This is a genomic window from Streptomyces durmitorensis (assembly GCF_023498005.1).
Classification (GTDB): Bacteria; Actinomycetota; Actinomycetes; order Streptomycetales; family Streptomycetaceae; genus Streptomyces; species Streptomyces durmitorensis.
In genome coordinates, this window is record NZ_CP097289.1 from 9,671,981 (window position 1) to 9,694,812 (window position 22,832).

Annotated in this window: 20 protein-coding genes and 4 pseudogenes; 8 read left to right on the plus strand and 16 right to left on the minus strand. The window is 69.1% G+C overall.

The window, feature by feature from the left end:
• Positions 1-394 precede the first annotated feature (394 nt).
• Positions 395-1,602, plus strand: a protein-coding gene (locus M4V62_RS42930; protein ID WP_249592619.1) for an IS3 family transposase whose coding sequence is annotated in 2 segments (ribosomal slippage) — positions 395-680 and positions 680-1,602 — 1,209 coding nt in all. Because the reading frame shifts where the segments join, the coding sequence is not laid out codon by codon here.
• Positions 1,603-1,760: 158 nt separating this feature from the next.
• On the opposite strand, the gene M4V62_RS42935 is transcribed toward M4V62_RS42930, so the two are convergent.
• A complete protein-coding gene (locus tag M4V62_RS42935; protein ID WP_249592620.1) occupies positions 1,761-2,447 on the minus strand; it encodes a helix-turn-helix transcriptional regulator in 687 nt (228 codons plus the stop codon).
• Positions 2,448-2,472: 25 nt separating this feature from the next.
• Positions 2,473-3,630 (minus strand): threonine synthase, encoded by a 1,158-nt coding sequence (locus M4V62_RS42940; RefSeq protein ID WP_249592621.1) that lies wholly within the window; start codon positions 3,628-3,630, stop codon positions 2,473-2,475.
• 319 nt (positions 3,631-3,949) lie between these two features.
• On the opposite strand from M4V62_RS42940, the gene M4V62_RS42945 reads away from it, so the two are divergent.
• Positions 3,950-5,107, plus strand: a complete 1,158-nt coding sequence (locus M4V62_RS42945) for an IS5 family transposase (RefSeq protein ID WP_249592622.1) — start codon at positions 3,950-3,952, stop codon at positions 5,105-5,107.
• A gap of 255 nt (positions 5,108-5,362) precedes the next feature.
• Complete coding sequence (locus M4V62_RS42950; RefSeq protein WP_283779183.1) at positions 5,363-5,776, plus strand: RRQRL motif-containing zinc-binding protein; 414 nt, start codon at positions 5,363-5,365, stop codon at positions 5,774-5,776.
• A gap of 139 nt (positions 5,777-5,915) precedes the next feature.
• On the opposite strand, the gene M4V62_RS42955 is transcribed toward M4V62_RS42950, so the two are convergent.
• The 3 genes from M4V62_RS42955 to M4V62_RS42965 all read right to left on the minus strand — a co-directional run bounded on the left by M4V62_RS42955 (position 5,916) and on the right by M4V62_RS42965 (position 8,551).
• Complete coding sequence (locus tag M4V62_RS42955) at positions 5,916-6,503, minus strand: hypothetical protein (RefSeq protein WP_249592624.1); 588 nt, start codon at positions 6,501-6,503, stop codon at positions 5,916-5,918.
• On the minus strand, positions 6,478-7,533 hold the full coding sequence (locus M4V62_RS42960; protein WP_249592625.1) for a site-specific recombinase: 1,056 nt from the start codon (positions 7,531-7,533) through the stop codon (positions 6,478-6,480). Before M4V62_RS42960 ends, M4V62_RS42955 begins: the two co-directional genes overlap by 26 nt.
• A 136-nt stretch (positions 7,534-7,669) precedes the next feature.
• A complete protein-coding gene (locus M4V62_RS42965) occupies positions 7,670-8,551 on the minus strand; it encodes an NmrA family NAD(P)-binding protein (protein ID WP_249592626.1) in 882 nt (293 codons plus the stop codon).
• A 104-nt stretch (positions 8,552-8,655) separates the two neighbouring features.
• Between M4V62_RS42965 and M4V62_RS42970 the strand changes: the two genes are divergently transcribed.
• Complete coding sequence (locus tag M4V62_RS42970) at positions 8,656-9,270, plus strand: TetR/AcrR family transcriptional regulator (RefSeq protein ID WP_249592627.1); 615 nt, start codon at positions 8,656-8,658, stop codon at positions 9,268-9,270.
• A 244-nt stretch (positions 9,271-9,514) separates the two neighbouring features.
• A complete protein-coding gene (locus tag M4V62_RS42975) occupies positions 9,515-9,886 on the plus strand; it encodes a hypothetical protein (RefSeq protein WP_249592628.1) in 372 nt (123 codons plus the stop codon).
• A 33-nt stretch (positions 9,887-9,919) separates the two neighbouring features.
• On the opposite strand, the pseudogene M4V62_RS42980 reads toward M4V62_RS42975, so the two are convergent.
• From M4V62_RS42980 to M4V62_RS43000, 5 genes and pseudogenes are all read right to left on the minus strand, one after another.
• Positions 9,920-11,456: pseudogene (locus tag M4V62_RS42980) on the minus strand (ISKra4 family transposase).
• Positions 11,443-11,937 carry a hypothetical protein gene (locus tag M4V62_RS42985; protein WP_249592629.1) on the minus strand — a complete coding sequence of 165 codons (495 nt, stop codon included), beginning with the start codon at positions 11,935-11,937 and terminating at the stop codon, positions 11,443-11,445. The pseudogene M4V62_RS42980 and the gene M4V62_RS42985 overlap by 14 nt, the downstream one beginning before the upstream one ends.
• Before the next feature lie 28 nt (positions 11,938-11,965).
• A pseudogene (locus tag M4V62_RS42990) lies at positions 11,966-12,421 on the minus strand (FAD-dependent oxidoreductase); the annotation flags it as partial.
• Positions 12,328-13,608, minus strand: coding sequence for a polyprenyl synthetase family protein (locus tag M4V62_RS42995; protein ID WP_344646405.1), 1,281 nt, complete (start codon positions 13,606-13,608; stop codon positions 12,328-12,330). The gene M4V62_RS42995 and the pseudogene M4V62_RS42990, both read right to left, overlap by 94 nt.
• A 200-nt stretch (positions 13,609-13,808) precedes the next feature.
• Positions 13,809-13,988: a DUF6480 family protein gene (locus M4V62_RS43000; protein ID WP_249592630.1), complete on the minus strand. Its 180-nt coding sequence runs from the start codon at positions 13,986-13,988 to the stop codon at positions 13,809-13,811.
• A 196-nt stretch (positions 13,989-14,184) separates the two neighbouring features.
• Here M4V62_RS43000 and M4V62_RS43005 point away from each other — a divergent pair, with 196 nt between their 5' ends.
• Positions 14,185-14,697: a hypothetical protein gene (locus M4V62_RS43005; RefSeq protein WP_249592631.1), complete on the plus strand. Its 513-nt coding sequence runs from the start codon at positions 14,185-14,187 to the stop codon at positions 14,695-14,697.
• A gap of 100 nt (positions 14,698-14,797) precedes the next feature.
• Positions 14,798-15,640 carry an oxygenase MpaB family protein gene (locus tag M4V62_RS43010; protein ID WP_249592632.1) on the plus strand — a complete coding sequence of 281 codons (843 nt, stop codon included), beginning with the start codon at positions 14,798-14,800 and terminating at the stop codon, positions 15,638-15,640.
• 535 nt (positions 15,641-16,175) lie between these two features.
• On the opposite strand, the gene M4V62_RS43015 is transcribed toward M4V62_RS43010, so the two are convergent.
• The 4 genes and pseudogenes from M4V62_RS43015 to M4V62_RS43030 form a co-directional block, all read right to left on the minus strand.
• Positions 16,176-16,589 carry a VOC family protein gene (locus tag M4V62_RS43015; RefSeq protein WP_249592633.1) on the minus strand — a complete coding sequence of 138 codons (414 nt, stop codon included), beginning with the start codon at positions 16,587-16,589 and terminating at the stop codon, positions 16,176-16,178.
• A pseudogene (locus tag M4V62_RS43020) lies at positions 16,586-17,167 on the minus strand (dihydrofolate reductase family protein). Before M4V62_RS43020 ends, M4V62_RS43015 begins: the two are co-directional and overlap by 4 nt.
• A 49-nt stretch (positions 17,168-17,216) precedes the next feature.
• Positions 17,217-18,782, minus strand: a complete 1,566-nt coding sequence (locus M4V62_RS43025; RefSeq protein ID WP_249592634.1) for an alkaline phosphatase D family protein — start codon at positions 18,780-18,782, stop codon at positions 17,217-17,219.
• On the minus strand, positions 18,779-19,357 hold the full coding sequence (locus M4V62_RS43030) for a phosphoesterase (protein WP_249592635.1): 579 nt from the start codon (positions 19,355-19,357) through the stop codon (positions 18,779-18,781). The genes M4V62_RS43025 and M4V62_RS43030 overlap by 4 nt, the downstream gene beginning before the upstream one ends.
• 549 nt (positions 19,358-19,906) lie before the next feature.
• Between M4V62_RS43030 and M4V62_RS43035 the strand changes: the two are divergent.
• Positions 19,907-20,470, plus strand: a pseudogene (locus M4V62_RS43035) (DUF2637 domain-containing protein); the annotation flags it as partial.
• A gap of 168 nt (positions 20,471-20,638) precedes the next feature.
• Here M4V62_RS43035 and M4V62_RS43040 read toward each other — a convergent pair.
• Both M4V62_RS43040 and M4V62_RS43045 read right to left on the minus strand, forming a co-directional pair.
• The gene (locus M4V62_RS43040; protein ID WP_249592636.1) at positions 20,639-22,138 is read right to left on the minus strand and encodes a SulP family inorganic anion transporter; all 1,500 of its coding nucleotides are present in this window, start codon (positions 22,136-22,138) and stop codon (positions 20,639-20,641) included.
• Entirely contained in the window at positions 22,135-22,725 is a 591-nt protein-coding gene (locus M4V62_RS43045) for a carbonic anhydrase (protein WP_249592637.1), read from the minus strand. Before M4V62_RS43045 ends, M4V62_RS43040 begins: the two co-directional genes overlap by 4 nt.
• Positions 22,726-22,832 lie beyond the last annotated feature (107 nt).

Consider the following 22,832-nt stretch of genomic DNA (forward strand, 5'->3'; position numbering starts at 1 on the left):
TGCTGTCCGAGTTTCCGCAGCGCAAAGAGCCCTCACCTGGTGACCGGATGCCCGCACCGGAACACGGGCCGGCAAGGCGAAGCATGGACGAGAGGCGTCCGCTCAGCGCAAGTTGGCTAATTTGGGCGCGGCTGGGGGAGTGCGAGGTGTCGACGCAGGCGTGCGCGCAGCGAGGCATCAAGTCACCACGCCCTGGCCGACATTGACGCCCTCGTGGGCCTGGGATTTACTGCCCGCCGGCAGATCCGGATTGCGGAATCCGTGCCGTCAGATGAACTGTCCGAGGAGCAGGATCAGGCACGGCCGACGGGGGCGGAGGGCGGGGGCCTTGACCCCTGATGTCGGACACACGAGACGCTGGTTCCTGAGGACCTGAGAACGGACATCTCGGGTCATGAAGCATTACCCGCCGGAGTTCAAGGCGGACGCGGTCGCGCTCTACGAGTCGCGGCCGGAGGCGACGATCAGGTCGGTCGCTGCCGATCTGGGGATCAACCCGGAGACGTTGCGGAACTGCGTGAGGGCTGCCGGAGCAAGCCGTCCGCGGGGACGCCGGTCGCCGGAGGCGGCCCAGCCGCCGGCCCCGCTGGAGGCGGAGAGCGCGGCTTCGCGGAACAAGGTCCGCGAGCTGGAGGAGGAACGCGAGATCCTGCGGAAGGCGGCAAAGTACTTCGCCGGGGAGACGCGCTGGTGAACCGCTTCCAGTGCGTCGCTGACCTGCAGTGCCGCTACGGCGTGAAGCGGCTCTGCAGCGTCCTTGGCGTCAGCCGCTCGAGCTTCTCCTACTGGCGCCGGACAGCCGCCGACCGGGCCGCCCGGCAGGCGGCCGAGGCACAGCTGGCCGTCCGGATACGGGCGGTGCACCAGGAATCGGACGGCACCTACGGAGCGCCGAGGATCACCGCCGAGCTCCGGGAGACGATCGGTGAGGCGGTCAATCACAAGCGGGTCGCCAGGATCATGCGGGAGTCCGGGATCGAAGGGGTCCGGTTGCGCCGCCGGCACCGCACCACCATCCCCGATCCGGCTGCAGCCAGGGCCCCAGATCTGATCGTCCGCGACTTCACCGCAGCCAAGCCGAACACGAAGTACGTCGGCGACATCACCTACCTGCCCATCGAGGGCGGGAAGTTCTCCTACCTGGCGACCGTCATCGACCTCGCCTCGCGCCGTCTGGCCGGCTGGGCGATCGCCGACCACATGCGCGCGGACCTCGTGGTCGACGCCCTGGCCGCGGCCGTCCGCACCCGCGGCAGCCTCGCCGGATCGATCATGCACACCGACCACGGAGCCCAGTACACGAGCAACTCGAGCAGTGCCTTCGTTGAAGCCTGCAGGTCAGCAGGGGTCCGGCGAAGCATGAGCGCGGTCGGGTCCAGCGCGGACAACGCACTCGCCGAGTCTTTCAACGCAACCTTCAAACGCGAGACCCTGCAGGGACGCAAGAGCTGGCCAGGCGGGCGAGAGGCCCGACTCGACGCGTTCAGATGGCTCCACCGCTACAACACCCGGCGCCGACACTCCCGCCTCGGACAACGATCACCGATCGCCTTCGAGAACGCCTTCCACCTCACACCAACTACGCTGACACCAGCCGCATAACCCGTGTTCAGGATTCGGGGTCGAGGCCCAAGTCCGGCAGCCCGTCGGGCCCCGCCGCCGGGGACTGACTCTATTTTCGTGTCAGTCCCGTTTTGGGTGGGGGCCCGGTATTGGCGGTGGGGGCTGTGCTTCAGGCCGTGGCCGGTTAGGTGGGGTGGCTATTTCGTGTAGTTGTAGACAGTTGCCCGGGAGACGCCGAGCCGGTCGGCGATGTGCTGTGCGGAACTGCGGGCCTCAAAGAATCCCTCGTGATGCAGATGCCGGACCAGTTCGCGCTTCTGGTCGCGGTTAAGGCTGCGGGGGGTGCTGGAGCGCTGGGCCGCGAAGGAGTCGATGGCCGACCGCAGTTCGCGTCCCGTGCGGTCGCGCAGCGTCTCCAACGCCTCACCCGTATTTTCGTTGTCCGTGGCGACGAGGTTGGCCAGGGTCAGTGCCAGCGGGGACAGCGTGCTGACGTCCAGGTTCAGGCAGAGTGCCGCGACGTAACGCCCGTCAGCGTTCTTGATGCCGATCGAGGTGCTCTTCGCCGGGCGTCCGTCGGGGAACTGGTTGCTGTAGTTCTGGATGACGCTGGGGTAGTCGGGATCAGCGATGCGGCGCAGCCCCAACTCAGTGGCGGAGTCGCCGACCTGCCGCCCGGAGAGGTTGTTCTCGATGGCGCGGATGGCGCTGTCGGGTCGGCGCAGATCGTGCAGGACGACTTCGCACAGGCCCGGGAACATGCGGCCGATGGCGACGGCGATGCGCTCAGCTTCCTGTACCAGGTGCTCGTCCTCCGCTACGAGAAATGCATCCTTCCGCACGGGGTGTGCGTCGGTGAGATCGTCTGGGGAGGGGTGTGCCATCGCGCTTTCCTTTGCTGGTATCGGCTCAGTCGCTGGGCCCGGCGAAGACCGAGGCCAGCTGCTCGGCGGACTTCAGCCCCGCACCGGTGAGGACGACCACGGTCGTCTCGCCCGGCGCGATGTCGCCCGTCGCGAGGAAGTGGTCGAGGGCTGCCGCGGCAACGCTGCTGGTCGGCTCGGCGTACAGGCCTCGCGCGCTCAGCGCACGGACCGCGGTGTGAATCCCCGCCTCCGGGACGGCGTAGGCGGCGCCATCGGAGCGGCGGATGGCCGCCACGGCCTCCGGCAGTCGGACCGGGCGGGCGATCGACGCGCCCTCGGCGATCGTCGGTACCCGCTCGCCGCGGCTGGAGGGGGCGATGCCGTTGAACGTGTCGGCAATGGTCGCCCAGTGCTCGGGCTGCCCGACGAACAGGCGCGGGCGCCGGTCGATCTGGCCCGCCTCGAGCAGCTCGCCGAAGGCGAGGTCGCACCCGAGGATGTTGCTGCCCGCGCCGGCCACCAGGACGACGTTGTCGGGTGCGGTGAAGCCGAGGGACTCCCACATCTCGTAGGCGATGGTCTTGGTGCCCTGGAGGAACATGGGGTGCCAGTTGTGGCTGGCGTAGGGGATCTGCTCCGACTGGCGGATCGCCTCGTCCGCGACCTCGTCGCGGGTACCGCCCACCAGCTCGACCTCCGCTCCGTAGGCGCGGGTTTGGAGGATCTTGGCCTCCGAGGTGAGGGCGGGAACGATCACCTTGGCTCGGATGCCGGCAGCGGCGGCGTAGGCGGCCACCGCAGAACCGCCGTTGCCCGAACTGTCCTCGAGGACGCGATCGGCGCCGTGCGCCACGAGGTGGGACATCATCACCGATACGCCCCGGTCCTTGAAGCTGGAGGTCGGGTTGAACCACTCCAGCTTGAAGTGCACGCGTCGGCCGGCCCAGTCGACCGGGACCATCGGCGTACACCCTTCTCCCAGGCTCACCCGGCGGGCGGCGTCGACGGGCAGGGCCGCGTGGTAGCGCCACAGGGACCGTTCGGCGGTGTCGATCTGCTCGGGCCGCAGGCCCGGCAGTGCACTGACGGCGAGAGGGCTGCCGTCCTTGCCCCGCCAGCGGGGCTCGTCCAGGGGGTAGCGCTGTCCGGACCGGTCGTACAGGTCGGGGGCAGTGGCGGCTGAGTGCTGTTCGGCATTCATGGACGGTTCCGGCTTCTCCTCGCTCGACGTGCGGTCGTGGGGTCCTGCGACCCGGCAGGCACGCTGCCATCCGCATGCTAGAGGAGGAGTCCAGATTTAAACAATGAGTCTAACTGGGTGCTTGGCGCTGTTTCATGGCCATGCATGGTGTTCTGGCGGCCTAGCCGCATTGGGGCGGGAGGGGGCAGTGAGCGAGCAGGCGGTGATGCGTCGGCAGGGGACTGTTTCGTCCCGGCACCTCCTGTCTCCTCCCAACTCGGCCCGGCCCACCACCCTGTGCCTGCTGGCCAGGCCGCTCGCCGCGCGGTACATCCAAAACATGACCCCGCACACCGGGTATCCCAGCGACCTGTCCGATGAACGCGATGAACGCTGGGAGCTGACCGCACCCGTACTCGCCGCCCGGCGGGCCCGGCGCCGCCGCGATGCCCTGGACATCGGCCGGCCGCCCGAGCACGACCTGCGACAGATCATGAATGCCATCCTGTACGTGGACCGCACCGGGATCCCCTGGCGATATCTGCCGCACGATTTCGCCCCCTGGGCCACGACGTACGGCTACTTCACCACGTGGCAACAGGACGGCGTGTTCGAACAGCTCACCGGCCTGCTGCCGCTCCTGGTCCGGGAGGCCGAGGGCCGCGGGCCGCGGGCCCGAGCCCTCCGCCCGCATGCTGGACTCCCAGACCATCAAGACCTCCGCCAACGTGCACCTCGCCGACCAGGGCACGACGCGGGCAAACGCATCACCGGCCGCAAGCGCCATCTCGGCTGCGACACGTTGGGTCTGCTGCTGACCGTGCTGGTCACCGCGGCCAGCGTGTCCGACACCGCGGCCGGCGCCACCCTGCTGTCCCGCATCGCCGCCGCCCACCCGCGGGTGACCAAGGCACGGGTGGACGCCGGCTACCGCACCACCGCCATCAACCACGGCGCCCGCCTCGGCATCGACGTCCACCCCGTCCAACGCCCGCCGGGCGTCCGCGGGTTCACCATCATTGCGCGCCGCTGGACCATCGAGCGCAGCATCGGCTGGCTCATGCACCACCGCAGACTCACCCGCGACACCACCACGACGACGTCCCGCGAGCGGCTGAAGAAGAGCGGCACGGAGACTGCGGCGAACGGCGTCTTCGCAGTGGTCACGATGAAGGACAAGGCCATGACCGGGGTACCGGCGGACGAGGTGGCGCCGATCAGCGGCGGGGGCTGGTCGTGGATCGCCCCGGACGGGGAGGCGGTCGGCTTCGACAGCGGCAACTCGACGAGCATCACCGTCGACAAGTACAACAACGCGGATGCGGTGCAGCCGGGCACCTACCAGTGGCGTCTCCAGGCGTTCGACCTCACGCCCGCCCGGGCGAAAGGCGGCACCCTGATCTACGTGGACGGCGAGGAGAGCGCCCACCGCTGGAAGATTCCCGCTACCGACTCCGGGCCGCGCGCCGGCGAGCTGAAGAAGCAGCTCGCGGAGTAGACGCCAAATGGCCCCCGTCAGCCGGTGCGTACCTTGAAGCGGTGCAGCATGTCCGGCAGGAACTGCTCCAGAAGTGCCTCGAGGCCGGCACCATGTGCGGCGGCCGCCAGCCGACGGCTCTCCTGGGGTCCACCGATCCTACGAATGACCGGCGTGGGCCCGAGCTAAAACGGTAGGACAAGCTTACGGCGAGCAGCCCCAGCCCACCTACTACCCGACGCCGCTGACCCCGAGTCCCTGCCGGCCGTCCGGGACATCGACGTCTACGACAGCGACGACTTCCCCGTCTACCGCTGGAGGCAGGCCCCCAAAGGCCTGGACACCATGCGGCAGTTGCGGGAGCGGCGCCTACGGCCCGGCGGCCAGGAACCGGTCGCCGCGATCGAGTGCCGGGGCGGCAAGCGCAAGGCATGGCTGTACGAGATCGACAAGACGCTGCCGATACGGCCGATGACCTTCGCCAAGGAGGTCGCGCTTGACTGGGCGATGGCCCAACGGCAGACCTGCCCCTCGTGCTCCAGGCGGTATCACCGCTGCCTCCCGCTCAAGACCCTCGGATCCTGCCTGGAGTGCTACGACGGCACCCCGGCCGACCCTGACAGCTACACATACCCGCCCGCTGCTCCGGCGGCTTCCCGTCAGGCACCTTTGTACGCTGCTGCTGTGTAGGCCACGCGCCGCTCAGACCCTTTTCGTAGACCACTTTCTTCGCCAGCGCTGACCTCGAGCAGACCGCGCCCCGTGATGCCGCGCGAACGTCGCGGGCCGACGAGGGCCCCTTTGAATGCCTGGCAGAGGCTCATCTCGTCTATGCCGGACGGAGGGTGAGCGACCAGGGCACCAGGCAGTCCACCTCGATCAGTCCCGGTCCTGGAATGACGACCTTCCCGCGGAAGGGCCCGGTCCCGACGGACTGCAGCTCCGCCCGCTTCCCCTCCGTGCCTCTGGCGGGCGATCGGCGGCTGGGAAGTGCGCGGTGGTACAGCCGCGCGTACCCCTTCCCGTGCACCTCGAAGACGGCCGTCGCGCCGCCGCCCTCGTACAGGAGCACGTCTGGGTGCTTCCCGGCCGCTGTCTCCTTCAGCCCGCGGCAGGTGTCGGAGGAGCGGAAGCCGGCTTTCCAGCGCGGTTTGCTCTTGCGGCTGCCGGGGTCGACGGCGATGTGTGTGTACTGCCGTGGGATGACGGCGCGTGCGCGTTCCCGGCTGAAGGAGTTGACGGTGCACAGCATGTCGCCGCGCGCCAGGGTGTCCGGGGTGTCGACCAGGCCGTAGACGTAGAGCGCCCCGTAGAAGTTGCTCTTGATCTCCAATACGGTCGCCGTCCCGCCCGGCACGTGCAGCACCGGTACGGTTCCGTCGCCGCGGCCCTTATGCGGTAGCGCGATCTCGTCCATGACGTACGAGTGTCGACGGTCGAGGGCACGGCGGGATCACGCTTTTGTGCACGGTTCGTACAGCTCCCGCCACACGGAGGCGGGAGCGGGCCAGCAGCATCGGAGTGGAGGTGCCGTCTTCCGCGTCGTGCGTCAGGGCACTGTGCCGGAGCCGGTGCAGGGTCCAGCCGTCCAGGTCCTCGATGTCCTCGGGTGAGGCGAGCGGGTTGGCCAGCAGCCGGGTGTTCTCCTCGAAGATCTCCTCAGCGCGGCGGTAGGAGAGCCGGGCTCGTCCGGTCTCCGGGCACACGTCGAGCGTCGGCGTTCCGGCCGGGGCCTTGCGGTCGGTGAGAAACAGTGGGCCGCGAGTGCGGCGGGCGATCAGGCGGGGCAGGAGTTGGGCGGTGCCGGACTGCCAGTGAATCCACTCGGTCGCCCCGCCCTTGGCGGTGATCTTCCCGCGTTTGTCCTGCGGGTACAGGTCTTCCACGTTCAGGCACAGCACCTCGTCGGCCCGTGCGGCGGGCTCGTAGAGCATCTTCCACCGCGTCTTCTCCCGCAGCGCCACGTCCAGCCGCCACAGAGCGGCGATCTGGTTCTCCGCCAGGGCCTTGGTGCGGTCCGGCGGTGCCGGCCGCCGCTCGATGCCGATCGTGGGATCGCCTTCGATCCAGCCTTGGCGCTGCCACCAGCCGATCGCCTTGCGCGCGATGGACAGCTCCCGGTTGACGGTGTCGGCGTCCATCTCGTCAGCCCTCGCCGCCGCCAGTTCGGCCAGCACCTCCGGCAGCGTCGGGTCGTCGATCGCGGCGACGGGGAAGGCGGGCGGCTTCGCGCCCCGGCGGGCGGATCCGGTCGGCGCCGGTTCGCCGGCGAGCATCCATCCCCACGTCGTCAGCGAGATCCGGCAGATCCGCGCGAACGACTTCGCGATGCCCGCGCCGGTGAGGTACCGCTCGACCGCCGCGGTGTACGACGCGGGAGGGGCGGACAGAGGTGCGACCCGAGCACGCGGCAACCGAAGTGCGCCCCCGCTCTCAAGCTCGGTCACTGGTTCGATCGTCACGCCGTCCCGCCCTTCCGGCGCTGCCGCAGTAAATGCGTACACCTCGCCCCGGTGGCCGGATTGGTCCGCCGCAGGTCGCGATGATCACGGTAGGGGCTCCGGAATCTCCGATCTGGGGTACTCAGGGTGTCGGTGGAGCGGCGACGGCCCGCAAGGATTGCAGGTTGGCTGCCAGGAAGTCGTCGAATGTGCGCGCTGGCCGGCCGGTTATATCGCGGACTGTGGTCGTGGTCGTGGCCTGGGATCCGGCGGCGACCTCCTTAACCAGGAAAGCGACATCGTCGGCAAACCGGGGCGGTAGGCCCTGGGACCTCATGGCGGCGGCCAGAGAGTCGGGGGGCAGTTCCGCACGTCCCACAGGCCGGCCCAGCGCGGACGAAACCTTGTCGGCGACCTCGGCGTCAGTGAGCGCCTCAGGGCCGGTGAGGACGAAAGCCTTCTCCTGGGCCAGCGACCCTGCCAGCAGGACGGCCGCGCAGGCCGCGATGTCATGGCAGTCGATGTGGGCGACGGGAGTGCTGCCGTAACTGCTGATCAGGTTTCCGTCAGAGGTGAACGCTTCCGGCGTGAGGAAGTTCTGCATGAAGCCAGCGGGCTGCAGCAGCGACCAGGCGAGACCAGACGCCTGCAGATACTCCTCGATTTCCCCGTGCGCGCCCTGGGAGAGCTTCGCCCCCTGGCGAGCCTGCCAGACCGACACCTTCACCACATGCGTGATGCCGGTCTCGCGCGCTGCGTCGATCACGGTCTTCTGCTGACGGATCATCGGCTGCTCCCCATCCACCGGCTGCGCGCCCGCGCTGTTGAGGAACAGCCGGTCCGCGCCGTCAAGCGCTGCGATGATCGAGTTCGGGTCGTCGAAGTCGCCGACGACGAAATCGCAGCCCATTGCCCGCCCCTTGGCCTCGTCGCGGACCAGTGCCCGAAACGCCGCGCCGGCCTGACGCAGCTGGCCCGCCAAGGACCTGCCGATGGAGCCGGTGGCTCCCGTTATCAAGATCATGTAATTCCCCTCAACGGGTACGGCGGCCCCCAAAACGGCTAACCTGAGGGACCCTCGGAAAGAGTTAACCTGAGGCTTCCTCGAATTAGCAAGGAGCGAAGAAGATGACCGAGCCCCCGCGCCGCCGGCTGCGTGCCGACGCTCGGCGCAACCGCGATCGCCTCCTGGCCGAGGCCGACGCGGTCTTCCGTCAAGAGGGCACGGACGCGCCCTTGGACAGCGTCGCCCGACGGGCTGGCGTCGCGATCGGCACGCTGTACGGCCATTTCCCCAACCGTCGCGCCCTCGTCGGCTCACTGCTACGCGAACGCAATCAGGCCCTTTTCCAGCACGGGCAGGAACTGCTCACCAGCTCCCCGCCCGCGCAAGCGCTCATCCGGTGGGTGTACGCGGTAGTCGAGCACGCCGCCGCCTACCAGGGGCTGGCCGCTGTGCTGGCTGACGGCCTGGGTGACCAGGAGTCCGAACTCCATGCCTCTTGCGTGCGTATGACAGACATCAGCGACCAGCTGATCGCCAACGCCCGAGCGGTCGGCGCACTCCGCCGGGACGTGACCGGCGCCGACATCTTCGCCCTGATGAACGCCGCCGCCTGGACCCGCGAGCACTTGCCCCTTGAGCAGGCGGACCGGCTCGTGGCACTGACCATGGACGGCATGTTGACCCGGGCACCGAACAGGAACACAACGACGAAGCAAGATCGCAGTCAGAACTCTTGACCACCGGCAGGTCAGTCGCTCGGAGAGGCCCCGCGGACAAAGAACCGAAGAACGGTCCCCTACACCGACCAGCCGTCGCACTCGCCTCGACGCGGCTTCTCAGAGCTACATGCCACCTGGTCGGCTATATGGAGAACAGAGCCGTCGTGGTGTTACCGCTGGCGTAGAAGTGCAGGACGTCATAGCCAAAGCCGTTGGGTGCGGCTCGTTCTGAGGGAGGGCGACGGCGATAGAGTGCGCCCTCGTGAAATACGCTGAAGAGGCAGGCCGGATCTGGCGGACGTATGTCCCTGAACGGGGGCAGGCGGTCACCGTGCAGGGTGAACTGATCCGGGCCGTGGAGAAGTTGCGCGACGAGGCTGGCCGTAATGGCAACGTCAACTGGGACGACGGCTTCGAGCGGCTGGTCCTGTTCCTTCGGCGGACTTTGGACGAACCGCTGGTCTTCGATGCATCGGCGTCCCGAGAGATCGCTGGCGACTTGGCCGTGATCAGCAATCTGGAGGTTCCTGCTGATGACGGGCCCTTCGATCGTCTGACAGATCGTCTTGTGGAATGGTGCAGGGCTCATCCGGATCCGGTCGCTCATTCACATGACCCGTATCTGCACCGGTAGTTGTTCGAGTCCGTGGCGTGAGGGAGCTTGTGATCAAGCCGTGAGACTGTACTTCTGCTGGGCAGGCCCCGGATAGAGACGTTGGTGCTCGCGCGCGGTGTGGTGGCGCCAGTAGGAATCGAAGTCGCCGTTATCGATCAATGTGCGGAGTCGGAGGACGGCTTCGGCTCCGTCGAGGCCCCAGCGGGCTCCGGTGATGTCCAGGCGATCGCCGATCAGGTGTCGGCAGGCGCCCTCGATCGCGCCGGTGGCGATGGGCCAGCCCGCGGCCAGAGCGATGTCGTAGCGGAGCTGGTCGAGGCGGCCGGTCAGATAGCGACGGCAGGTATCGACGGCCTCTCGCCGGCTGGCCCGGAGGCCGGCCTGGTCGGCTTGGGTGGTCATCTCCTGGGCGGCGCGGTCGGCTTGGCCCGCGAGGATCGTGTTCAGATGGCCGGCGACCCAGGCATCCGCTTCGGGGTGCCGGGTTTGTGGAAGGCGTGGGCTGCCGTCCAGACGTACTCGGTGACGTGCACGAAGTCGAGGAGCACGTTGATCGTGCAGCCGCGTCGGGTGACTTCGCGCTGGATCAGGTCGAGTTGGTGGCGGGCGGCGTCGACCAGGACGATCCAGCAACGGTGGTGGCCGGCGTCGCGGGCTTCGGCCTGGGCGAAGACGTCGGCGATGACCTTCTCGGCCGGGTGGAGGAGGGAGGCGGTGCACCACTTGCGTGTCGCGGCCGGGCCGCGGCGGATCCGACGGCGGTTGCTGCGGCCGCCGGGCGGATGCGATGGATCACGTCGTGTGGGCGCCGGGGAGTGGGGACGGCGTCGAAGACGCAGGCCACGGAGGCCATCCGCTTGCGGTTGGGCTTCTCGCCCGGCGTGAGTCGGCTGCGATGTCCGGCCTCGGCGGCGATGCGGGCCTTCTGGGTGGCGGGCCGTAACGCTTCCGGTCGTATGACCACGCCCTTGCCGTCGACCTCGATGACCAGCAGGACGTCCCGGCTGCAGGGGACGGGAATGTGCTGTTGGTAGAAGGAGTCGATGTCATTGGAGGCGGCGGCCACGAGCTGTTCAAGGCGGCGTTTGCCCAGTACTCGTCCGCAGCGTCGCTCGATCGCCGTCTGGGCCTGGTCGAATGAGCCTCGCACCGCCTCGGTCACCGCGAGTCGCCGCAAGCCCATCGAGTGCTGGCCCGCGGGAAGCGAGAGCGTCGCATCGGCCGGATGGACATTGGCCATCAACGGGCCCCGATAGGCCATGCGTTCCACTCGCACCAGGCCGAACATGCAGGCCAGCCAGCGTGCGTGGCCCGTCTCCCGCCACGGTCGCGGCCGCCCGTCCGAGCCGATCACTCGTGGCGGCACTTCCCGCCGGGCTGCCTCTTCTTCCCTGCGGGCACGCAGGTCCAGGTGATCTTGCAGTAGCTGCCGCATCAGTTGACGTCCGGCTTGTTCCAGGTGTTCTTCCAGCTCAGCGTGGGTGAACGACTGGGCCGGCTTGCCTTGCAGGGTGCGTAACAGCGATTCGAAGGCACTGACCGAGCGGGCAAACAGGTCAGCACTCACGCTTGTGTCATACGGTTCCATTCCGGGGCTCTTCTCGGCGAGCGTCGATTTGGTTGGCACCTTCGACTCTAGGGAGAAGAGCCCTTCTCTCATGAGGAGTTGGGCCCCATTGCCGCCTCGCGATGGGCCGGAGTGAACAGGTCCGGACCACCTCCACGATGTCCCGGTAGATCTTCGGGAGTGCACTCGTGTCCATTCCCGGCCGCCAGTGGGGTACCGCCAGCACCCTCACCATCTGCCGCTCGGTTCCGGCGTACGCAGATGCCCCCTCGGTCTCGTCCGGCCCGACGACTTCCGGCTCCGCATCCACCGGGGCAGGCGCATCCGCCGACATCTCGGCCATCACCTCGGACACCGTCTCCCGAGCGATGCGCAACCGGTCCAGATTCTCCCGAGCCTCTTCCAGCCGGCCCGTCACCTCGGCCAGTTGCTCCTCAAGCTCGTCCACCCGCACCCGGGCAGTCGCCTCCCGGGCCTCCAACTCCTTGAACAACGAGCCCATCAGGATCGCCTCCTCCACCACCCACGGGCGGGGAGTCGAAGTTCGTGTCGATGAACCGGCGCATCTGCACCCGGTAGAGACGTTGCAGCCAGCTGCGCAGCCGACGGTAGCCCAAGGCGTCCCTGGCTCCCGCGAAGCGGGCGATCTCGGCTTCCATGGCCTGTGCGCCGGTGTGGACGTCGAGGACGCCGCCGTCGGCGAAACGCGTCCGGTAAGCCGGATGCAGCGGGATCAGGTCCACGCGGTCGGCGAGCCGTTCGCCCACGGCCGCGAACGCCTCGTCCGCGATGTCGGGCATGGTCAGGACCGTCGGCCCAGTGTCGATCCGGTACCCGCCCTGTTCGAGGAGACCGGCGCGGCCTCCGGGCACCGCGGCACGTTCCACGACGGTCACGCGGCGCCCGGCGCCGAGCCGCCGAGCGCGTGAGGCGGGCCGACCGCGGCATCGGGCGCGGCGGCCGCAGGGAGGCCCGCGACGGTGCAGAACAGGTCCCTCAACGGGGCGGCCGCAGGGCGTGCGGGAGCGGCGCGGTCGAGGTGCCGCACGCTCTGGGCGAGGAGCCGGCGGATCTTGGTCTCGACGGTGTTGCGCGCGCCGCTGGTCACCAACGCGTCCCGTACGCGCTCCAGGTCGCCCTCCGTCAGTGCGGCGCCGCCGCCCACCCGGGTGTCCAGGAGCCGCAGCACGGCGCGGCTGCCGGTCGCCTGCGCGCGGGTCCGCGCCACCGCGAGGAGATAGGTGACCTTGCCTTCCCTGATGTCGTCGCCCGAGGGTTTGCCGGTGTGCCGGGGGTCGCCGAACGCTCCGAGCAGGTCGTCCCTGAGCTGGAAGGCGATGCCCGCGCAGCGGCCGGCCGAGCACAGTGCCCGGGTCGTGCGCCGGTCGGCTCCGGCGAGAGCCGCGCCGAAGGCCAACGGCCGTTCCACGGAGTAGAGACCGCTCTTGAGCGAGGCCGTCTTGATGGCCAGGGAAGTCGAGCGGGAACCCGTCGCCTGCCCGTACAGGTCGAGGTACTGACCGGCCACCATCTCCGACCGCATCGCCTGCCAGAGCGCTCGCACCTCGCGCGCCCTGTGCGTCGGGAACTCCGTGGCAGCCGCCACGTCGTCGGCCCAGGCCAGGGCCAGATCGCCGACCAGGATCGCGGCGCCCGTACCGAACGAAGCGCCTGACCCAGAGGCGTGGGCGCCGGGCGTGGCCGCGAGGTCCACATGGACGGCGGCCCGGCCACGGCGGACGGCCGAACCGTCCAGCACGTCGTCGTGGACCAGCGCGCACGTCTGGATCAGTTCGATGCCCGCGGCCAAGCGCAGGGCCGCCCGCACGGAAGCGTCGTCCACCGGGCTACCGCACGCCCGCAGGCCCCACCACAGGAACCGCGAGCGCATGCGTTTTCCGCCGTCCAGCGTGAAGGCGACGACATGTTCGGCCACGCCCTGGGCGAAGGCCGGGTCGACGACGACCGCCGCGTCGAGCCGCTCCTGGAGGACATCACCGACGTCGGCGCCCCACCGCGGCGCCGACGTCGGAGTCGACCGCGGCTGCCGTGTGCGAGGCGCTGGAGCGGCCGCGGCCCGCGGGATGCCGGCCGAGTGGGTCCTGGACGTGTGGGTCCGAGGAGTGTGGATCAGGGGCGAGTGGCTCCCGTGACAGCAGCTGGACGTTCGCATGCTCGGGTCCGAGGGTTCGCGCGCCCTCGCCGCCGACGACGGGTGGTGGAGCCTCCGCCCGGGTGCGGCGCATCGCGGTTCCTCTCCTGGGGTGCGGTCGGCATGGGGCCACGGCATTGTCCGTACGACCCTTTCCGTACGGACCCGCCTTGTGGATGCACTTGCCGAGCAAGCACGTGTGAGGAGAGGCGAAGAGACGCTCAGAGTCCTACGAGGCGCACGATGAAGAACGCCGCTATCAGAGCGGCGCCGATCACGATGAGCGAAAGCCACCACGCCGGGTGCTGCCACACTCCGCCGTCGGGCAGCTCCTGATGAGCCTCCGCCGTCGAACCCTCGACCGGCGGCATCTCCGTAGGAGGGACATGTGAATCCTTCATGGGTCCACTGTCCCGCCACAAGCACCTCCACGCACATCGAAGACCAGGTCACGCCGGGTCGGACCGGGCAGGTCAGTGCCGCCTCAGCGGGCAGGGCGGACTGCGCCGCGCCGCCAACTGCATTGTCTGGCAGGCGTGTTGGCCGACGTGTAACGTCCCGCGCGGCGAACCGGCGCCACGAGAGTGAGGACACGTCGTGACCAACCCACCGCGTAACCCCTACGACGGCCGCCCCGCGTCCACCCCCACCCCCGCGCCCACCCCGGCCGCCCGACGGCGGCCGGCCGTCGCGACGGCCGCCGGGGTCTATTCGATGCTGATCGGCGGGGTCATGGCCTGTTACGCCGTGTACACCGGCATCAAGACGTTCGAGTCCGGCTTCGGCCCGCTCATCTGCCTGGTGCTCCTGCTCTTCGGGCTCTCCATAGCGCGCAACGCGTACCGGCTCCTCGCGGCCGACGCGGACGGGGCCGAGCGACTGACCATGCAGCTCGGCATCATCGCCGCCCTGTCCGGAGTGGCGATCGGCTCGATGATCGCGCAGGCCGACTTCAGCACCGACACGGCACAGGCCCAACTCGCTGGCTTCATCAGTGGGTTGATCCTTTCGGTGGTCGCCATCGTCCTGTGCTCGCAGCAGGGCACGAAGGCGTACGTCGAGGGTGGTGGCCGCTTCTCCGGGCGCGGCAGGCCCGGCCGCATCGGCTGACGATCCCGGACAAAGAATGCGGTGTCCGTGCATCCGAAGTCCGGACGCACGGCGAAGTACCTGTGTGATGGTGAAACAGCAGGGAGCACCGTAGGCCGTCATGTCGCTCCTCGATCCGCTGCGCGAGCGTGCCGGCTCCCTGCTGTTCGCACGGGTCGCGGGCCCGGACGGCCCGCGAAACCGCGAAAAGATCCATCTGTCTCCCGGGCCGCGGTGGTTCCCGCCCGACAGCCCGATCCGCCGCGTCCACGGCGACAGCTCGATGTTCATCGGCGGGCTCTCCGCGCTGCTCATGCAGTCGCTCCACCCGGTCGCCATGGCCGCGGTCGCCGGGCACTCCGGCTTCAGGGGCGACCCCTGGGGACGCCTCCAGCGGACCAGCACGTTCCTCGCCACCACGACCTACGGCACCGCGTCGAGCGCCGAAGCGGCCTGCGCACGCGTGCGAGGTGTCCACGAGCGGATCCGTGGATTCACGGACGAAGGAATCGCCTACCGCGCATCGGATCCCCACTTGCTGGAATGGGTGCATGTGGCCGAGGCCGACAGTTTCTTGCGGGCGCATCAGAAGTACGGGGCGCGCCCCCTGAGCATTGCGGAGTGCGACACGTATGTGGCGCAGACGGCCCGTATCGCCCAGGCTCTCGGCGTGCTCGAGCCTCCGCGATCCTTGTCCGCCCTTAAGGCTCGCATCGGGGACTACCGCAGCGAACTGGCCTGCACCCCGGCGGCGTTGGAAACCACCCGCTACCTCCTGCTACGGCCGCCCATACCCGTCGTGGCGCTGCCCTTCTACGGTGTGCTCGCGTCCAACGCCGTGGCCCTGCTGCCTCCGTGGGCATCTTCGGAATTGCGGTTCACCCGCTGCGAGCGGGTGGAGCAGTGGGCGGTGCGGCCGGCGGGCAGAGCGGCTACCGGTCTCATTCGATGGGCGATGAGGTAGCGCCGTTGTTCGTCCGGGACCGGGCTGGTGTCGGCGAGCAGGTCAGACTCGCTGGCCCGGCTATGCCGCAGCTCTTCCAGGTTGGTGATGAGCTGCTGGCGGGTGCGCACCAGCACGCCCAAGGCCAGAGGGGGCCCGATGCTTCTGCCGAAGTTCAGCAGGATCATCGGGATGCTGTCCACCGTGGACCAGTCCGCTGCGTCGGGCGACCAGGGAATTTGCAGACCGTCGCGAACAGGACGCTGGCGAGAATCAGGATCCACCGACGTGTGCAGGTAGTTGCGAGGTTGCAGAGCGCCACGCCTGGCGCCCACACCACCCATGTGTAGGCATGGCACGGCATGGTGGCGAAGAACGTGATCAAGGGGAAGCGTCTGCGCAGGAGCAGGACGGGTGCCGTACCCGCCGCAACGCCAAAGCTGGTAGCTGTGTTTTCGGTGTCCATAATCAGGGGCTCGAGCAGAGCGATGATCAGGCAGTGCCAGCATGGCAGCTGATCGCCAGAAGCGGTGCCGGCCCACCGGCCATGACCGCCTCAGGTGAAGTCTGCTGCTGTGATGCCGTCGGGATGTCCAGATGGCCACTGCACCAACTCGATCCGGTATCCGTCCGGGTCCGTGAGCCACGACGTCTTCGGGCCGTGAGAGCCGCCCGGGTACTGAAGGGGTTCGGGTCCCAGGCCGGCTTCGGTCAGGGTCTTCAGGGTGGTCGCGAGCGCTTCCACCTGGATCGCGAGGTGGTCGAAACCGCTGCCCACATCGACCGGTCCGTTGCCGGGGCGGTGGACCAGTTCGAGCGAGGCCGACGGTTCGCCGGGGAACCTGAGGACCACGAGGCGAGCCCCGTCGCCGACCTCGACCCTGCCCAGTTCGACGTGGCCCAGGGCGGTGTAGAAGCCGAGCGAGCGGTTCAGCTCGGTCACGCGGTAGGAGACGAAGAGCGTCTTCATGCTGCCTCCTCGGGTCGGCACACGCGGTAGCGGAGGTGCGTGACGTCTCGGTCCTCGAGTCGTCGGACGAGGTCGAGTTCGATGTGATCACCACCGAGGTGGTCGAACAGCCGTCGGCCGTCCCCGAGGAGGACCGGAATCAGGTGGATCTCCATCTCGTCGACCTGCCCGGTTCGGAGAAGCGCTTGGGCCGCCCCGGCCCGTGCACCATGACCGGCCGGTCGCCTGCCGCTGCGCGAGCTTGACGGGCGCAACTCGACATCGGTGACGAATCGCGCGTGACCGGGTGGCACGTCCTCGTCATACACCTGGTGGGTGAGGACGAAGATCGGCACGCCGTCGTGGTGGTCGCCCTGCCAGCGCCCGGCGAGTTCGAAAGTGCGACGGCCGGAGATCACCGCGCCGGTCGCCGGCGCCTCGCGATAGACCTGTCCACTGGGACCGTTGGACTCCCGGTCGTCGAGCCAGTTGAAAAGACGTCCACCGGCGCGTCCGAGCTCCTGGCCAGGCTGGTCGTCCGGGCCGGCGATATAGCCGTCGAGCGACACTGCAGTGGCCGCCTTATAACCGCAGGTCAGCACCTGAACATGCCCCGGCCTTCGGGCCGGGGCATGTCGGTGCCTGATGTCAGTCCCTGCGGTACTGCGCGGGTGACCCCTTGGTGTCCTCGTCCTCGTAGGACCCGGCCTTGCCCCGGTCCACATGGAATGTCGTCAGCGTGCTGACGGGCGAGTGCGGGTCCCTGCGGTCACTGATGACCCGCATGTGCGCGCTGAACCGCTCCGGCGTCACCTCGTACACGTCGTAGCCGTATCGGTTGCCCTCGAAGTACTTCAGGTGCGGATTGGCCTGGCCCATCAGAGGGCCGTTGGCCGCGTTCCAGTCCGCGGAGTACGCGCCGGACGTCACCGAGTGCGCGGTGAACTCCGTACCCACCAAGGGGGAGTCCGGCTCGTCGAAGTCGGTACGGATGTCGTCGACGAACGCCGAGTGCCAGTCACCGGTGATGACGACCAGGTCCTCCAGACCGCTGTCGTGCACGTGCCCGAGGACCTCCTTGCGCTCGGCGAGGAATCCGTCCCACTGGTCGGTGAACATGTACGAGCCGCCAGGACGGCCCCGGAGCTGGCTCAGCATGATCGAGTTGGCCCATATGTGCCAGGCGTCGGGGGCGCGGTCGACGGTCTTCTTCAGCCACGCCTTCTGCTCGGTGCCCAGGATGGTGCCGTCGGGGAGGTTCTGCGCCGAGCGGTACGAGCGCAGGTCGAGCACGGCGAGCTCCAACAGGTCGCCCCAGCGCCGCACTCGGTGGATCTCCGGGTCGGGCAGTGCGGACCCGCCGAAGGAGTCGCGGTGCGGCATGTGCTCGAACCACGCCTGGTACGCGGCCGCGCGGCGCCGCATGAACGCGGCGTCGCCGCCGGTGCCGCTGTAGTCATTGACGACCTCGTGGTCGTCCCAGGTCAGGAACCACGGATGGGCGGCGTGCGCTTCGCGCAGCGACTTGTCGCCCTTGTACAGGGCGTGCCGCTTGCGGTAGTCGGCGAGTGTGAGGATCTCCGGTCCGTCGTGGTCCCGCACATGATTCTCGGGTACGCCGCCGACCTGGCCGTGCTCGTAGATGTAGTCGCCGAGGTGCATGACGAAGTCGACGTTCTCGCGAGCGATGCCACGATGGGCGGCGTAGAAACCGTCGTGGAACGCCTGGCAGTTGGCGGCGGCGAAGGTGACCTTGGAGACGCGGCCGCTCGGCGCCGTCTTCGTACGGCCGACCCGGCTGGTCCTTCCGAGTGCCTTGAACGCGTACCAGTAGTGCTTACCCGGAGCGAGGCCGCTCACCGGGACGTGGATGCTGTGGCCGAGCGTCGCCGACGCGGGTGCCGTGCCCCGGGCGACGACGCGGCGCAGCCGGGCGTCCTTGGCGACGACCCACTCGACCTCCACGACCTCGGGAAGTCTCTGCTCGGCGGCGAGCGGTTCGGGGGCGAGTCTGGTCCACAGCACGACGGAGTGCGGCTGCGGATCACCGGAGGCGACGCCGAGCGTGAAGGGCGCGCGGTCGTACTCGGCACCCAGGTTCTCGGCGGCCTCGCGGGCCTGAGCCGGGGTGAGGCCTGTGGCGAGCGGCCAGGCGAGACCGAGCGCTCCGGCGGCCGCGGCGGACTTGAGCAGGTCACGTCGGTTGACGGTCATCGGCGGCCTCCGGTGGCGCTGAGGGTGAGGGAAAGGGCATCCGCGTAGCCGTCGTTGGAGGTGCCGCTGCCGCTGCGCGTGAAGACGAGCAGGACGCGGGCCGAGCGGGCGGTGGGCGGCACGGCGGCCTCGGCCGTGCGCTCCAGGAGCCCGGTCTTACCCTGCCGGTCGGCCGCGCTGAGGGGGCCGAGGACGCTGAGAGCGACCGGGGTGCCCTTGGCGTCGCGGAACTCCACGGAGAGGCGCGCGCCGTCCTCCTGTCCGGCGAAGCCGCCGAGCCAGCCGGCCAGTGTGTAGCGGACCTTGCCCGCGTCGACGGCGCGGCGTCCAGTCGGGCCGCTCCTGGGCAGGTCGATGTCCTGTACCAGAGCTGTGCGCGGGCTGTTGCCGCCCGAGAAGAAGCGGCTGCCGCGGCGGGCCGGGCCGGGGTCCGACGCGGTCGGGTAGCCGCCGCCGAGACTGTAGGCGATGAGCGCCGGGGCTCCCTGGGCGACCTTCCAGCCGCGGACCTTCGAGACGGGGTCGGCACTGCCGCCGGACCCGCTCTCCGCGTCGCCGTTGACGACGAGATTCACGCACGCCTCCTGTGATCGGTGAGTTGAGCGCGGTCAGCCCACCAGCCCCGCATGAACCAGGAGAAGCATTGCGGCGAATTCTGTTACGTCGTACATCGCTGAGCATGGCTGAATGTGCCCGGTTCGCCGGCTCGAGCACGCTCGCATCACCTATCTGGCGCTGCTCGCGTCCCTCCGCCTTCTCTCTTGTCGGTTCGTCAACCTCGTGCCCTCGGCCTCGACATCGACGGCGTCGTCCCGAGCGGGTCCATGCGGGATGGTCGGCTCACTCCGTGTCAGGGCGCGAGAGGCTGCTGCGGGGAGCGGAGTACGAGCAGCGGGATCTCGCTGGGGGCGAAGACACGGAACGGCGGGCCCCAGAACGCGGCTCGGCTTCGCGGCCTCAGCCGTGCAGCCGGACTACGACGGCCCCGGACCCGATCGAGTGGCGTTCACCCTCGACCTCTCCGCGGACCCGACGGCCAACCACTAACGGGACGAAGCCCCCAGTGCGCCCGTTAACCGCAGCCCTGGGAGACCCCCTATCACATGCGCGGCCACGCGCCTCGGTCGTACGCGGCCGTGCGCGAACTCGCCGAGCAGAAGGGCTTCGGCAGCTTCTCGGTGGTCTTCCCGATCGGCATCGACGCGGGCATCTGCGTCCTGCTGGCGCTCGACCTCCTGCTTACCTGGATCCGTATCCCCTTCCCGCTGCTGCGCCAGACGGCGTGGCTCCTGACGGCGGCGACGATCGCCTTCAACGGCGCGGCGGCCTGGCCCGACCCGCTGGGCGTGGGCATGCACGCGGTCATCCCGATCCTGTTCGTGGTCGCCGTCGAGGCGGCGCGGCACGCGGTGGGCCGGATCGCGGACATCACGGCCGACAAGCACATGGAGGGCGTGCGTCTGACGCGCTGGCTCCTGTCTCCCGTGCCCACGTTCAAGCTGTGGCGCCGGATGAAGCTGTGGGAGATCCGCTCCTACGAGCAGGTCATCCAGCTGGAGCAGGACCGCCTCATCTACCAGGCCCGCCTCCAGGCCCGCTTCGGCCGCTCCTGGCGCCGCAAGGCCCCGGTGGAGTCCCTGATGCCGCTGCGCCTGGCGCGCTTCGGCGTACCGCTCGCCCAGACCGCCGGAAAGCGATCGAACCGCCTTGTCGGCGCTGGGGGGGGCGGCGACACCAGGACACTCCGCGGTGCCCGGAACCTGAGCCCCGATCGCCGACCAGCGTCCCTCTCTCGGGCCCTGCCACGTCAGACAGGGGCCCGAGCGAGGGACGCTACGCTCCCGCGAGAGGGTGCGTCAGCCGGACGTTGCCCGCTCCAACGGCAGCTCAGTGACCTTCACCGGCTCGGTCCCGGCCGCACTGTGCCGCGTCGACCAGTTCTCCAGCGCCGTCCCGCATGCGTGGTCGAGGTGGTGCAGGCCCGAGAGATCCAGCCGGATGGGACGGTCTTGAGGCAGCGCCTCCAGGTTGTCGAGGATCTTCGGCAGCCGCAGGAAGGTCGCATTGCCCGTCAGGCACGCCTCGATGGGGCCGGCGCCCTTGTCGGTGACCTCCAGCCTGATGTGCGAGGCCTGCCAGGCGGTCTTCGCCACGGACAGCGCCAGGCCGATCAGAACACCCTCGAACATGTTCACCGCGACGATCGCCACCGCGGTGACCACCAGGATCAGCGCCTCGCCCCGGTGCGCGCGCCACAGCGTCACTGTCGAACGCAGCGGGATGAGCTTCCACCCCGCATGGACGAGGATGCCCGCGAGGGCCGGGATCGGGATGAGCGCCAGTGCGAAGGGGAGCAACGCCGCGAACAGCAGCAGCCATACGCCATGAAGGACGCGCGAGGCCTTGGTCCGCGCGCCTGCCTGGACGTTGGCGGAGCTGCGCACGATGACCGCGGTCATCGGCAGCGCGCCGAGGAACCCGCTCACGACGTTGCCTGTGCCCTGGGCGATGAGCTCCTTGTCGTACTCGGTGCGCGGCCCGTCGTGCAGCCGGTCCACGGCCGCCGCGCTGAACAGGCTCTCGGCCGACGCGATCAGGGTGAAGGCCAGAACTGTCCCGAGCATGCTCACGTCGGCGAGCCCACCGATGGCGTCGAGCCCGGGCAGTTGAATGGAGCCGGCCAGCCCTTGCACCTCGACCGTGTCGACCGGCATGGCGAATGCCAGAGACGCCAGTGTGGCCAGCGCGACCGCGGCGAGCGCCGCCGGAACGGACCGTACGGGCCGCGGCAGCCGCTTCCACACCAGCATGACGGCGATGGTGCCCGCGCCGAGAGCGAGGGATGCGAGGGCAGTAGCGCTCCCGGCGGCATCGACCAGTGCCCGGGGCAGCCCGGAGATCTTACCCAGGCCGGAGGCCGGGGCCGTCATGCCGGCCGCCGCGTACAACTGGCCCGCGATGATCACGAGTCCGATGCCGGCGAGCATGCCCTCGACGACCGAGACCGAGATGGCCCGGAACCAGCTCCCCAGCCTGAAGGCTCCCATGGCCAGTTGGAGAAGGCCGGACGCGAGCACGATTATCCCGAGTGCGGGCAGCCCGAATTCCTGCACGGCCTCGAAGACCAGAACGGTCAGTCCGGCGGCAGGGCCCGAGACCTGGAAGCTGCTGCCACGCATCATGCCGGTGACCAGACCGCCCACGATGCCGGTGATCAGGCCCAGTTCGGCCGGCACACCGGAGGCCACGGCGACGCCCACGCACAGCGGCAGGGCGACCAGGAACACGACGAGCGAGGCGGCGAAGTCCTGCCGCAGATGAGGGAATTTCGTCCGGTGGTCCACGGTCGCGCTCACAGGGCCTGGAAGGTGTCGCCGTGCACGTCATGGGCCAGTACGGACCCCGTGTGCACTTCGTAGAACCAACCGTGCAGGCGGAGTTGGTTTTGCGCGAGGCGGCTTTCGACGTAAGGATGGGAACGAAGTCGCAACAGCTGTGTCAGCACGTGGTTCTGCACGGCCTGGGCGACGGCCGGGTCTCCCACCACCCCGTCGGGCCGGGGCGTCGCGTGCGCGAGCCAGTCGCGCACCGCCGGGACGGAGGTCAGGTCGTCACCGCGTAGCAGCGCGCCCACCGCGCCGCAGTGCGAGTGGCCGCAGACGACGATGTCCTGGACTCCGAGCACCTCCACCGCGTACTCGATGGTGGCCGCCTCGCCCGTGGGCTGCTCGGAGGTGTACGGAGGGACGATGTTGCCCGCGGTCCGCAGCTCGAAGAGCTCACCAGGACGGGCCCCAGTGATCAATGAGGGGACGACCCGGGAGTCGGAACAGGTGATGAACAGAACCTGCGGGGACTGGCCCTCGGCCAGCCGGGCAAACTCCTCGGGTCGTGCCGCGGACTGTAGGTGGAAGGACCGGGCGTGATCGATGAGGGGCTGCATATCGGAAAGTTCCTCCTGGCACGCCAATTGACGGCGCGTCGGTTGGTGCGAGGCGGTGGGCTCGACAAGATCCACAGTGGCGGAGTGATCCTGAAGACAACCTGAAG

Bases quoted from the DNA above. Each gene is read 5' to 3' on its own strand.
- M4V62_RS42935 (WP_249592620.1), bottom strand. From the start codon at position 2,447: ATGGCACACCCCTCCCCAGACGATCTCACCGACGCACACCCCGTGCGG.
- M4V62_RS42940 (WP_249592621.1), bottom strand. From the start codon at position 3,630: ATGAATGCCGAACAGCACTCAGCCGCCACTGCCCCCGACCTGTACGAC.
- M4V62_RS42945 (WP_249592622.1), top strand. From the start codon at position 3,950: ATGACCCCGCACACCGGGTATCCCAGCGACCTGTCCGATGAACGCGAT.
- M4V62_RS42955 (WP_249592624.1), bottom strand. From the start codon at position 6,503: ATGGACGAGATCGCGCTACCGCATAAGGGCCGCGGCGACGGAACCGTA.
- M4V62_RS42965 (WP_249592626.1), bottom strand. From the start codon at position 8,551: ATGATCTTGATAACGGGAGCCACCGGCTCCATCGGCAGGTCCTTGGCG.
- M4V62_RS42970 (WP_249592627.1), top strand. From the start codon at position 8,656: ATGACCGAGCCCCCGCGCCGCCGGCTGCGTGCCGACGCTCGGCGCAAC.
- M4V62_RS42985 (WP_249592629.1), bottom strand. From the start codon at position 11,937: ATGGGCTCGTTGTTCAAGGAGTTGGAGGCCCGGGAGGCGACTGCCCGG.
- M4V62_RS42995 (WP_344646405.1), bottom strand. From the start codon at position 13,608: ATGCGAACGTCCAGCTGCTGTCACGGGAGCCACTCGCCCCTGATCCAC.
- M4V62_RS43000 (WP_249592630.1), bottom strand. From the start codon at position 13,988: ATGAAGGATTCACATGTCCCTCCTACGGAGATGCCGCCGGTCGAGGGT.
- M4V62_RS43010 (WP_249592632.1), top strand. From the start codon at position 14,798: ATGTCGCTCCTCGATCCGCTGCGCGAGCGTGCCGGCTCCCTGCTGTTC.
- M4V62_RS43015 (WP_249592633.1), bottom strand. From the start codon at position 16,589: ATGAAGACGCTCTTCGTCTCCTACCGCGTGACCGAGCTGAACCGCTCG.
- M4V62_RS43025 (WP_249592634.1), bottom strand. From the start codon at position 18,782: ATGACCGTCAACCGACGTGACCTGCTCAAGTCCGCCGCGGCCGCCGGA.
- M4V62_RS43045 (WP_249592637.1), bottom strand. From the start codon at position 22,725: ATGCAGCCCCTCATCGATCACGCCCGGTCCTTCCACCTACAGTCCGCG.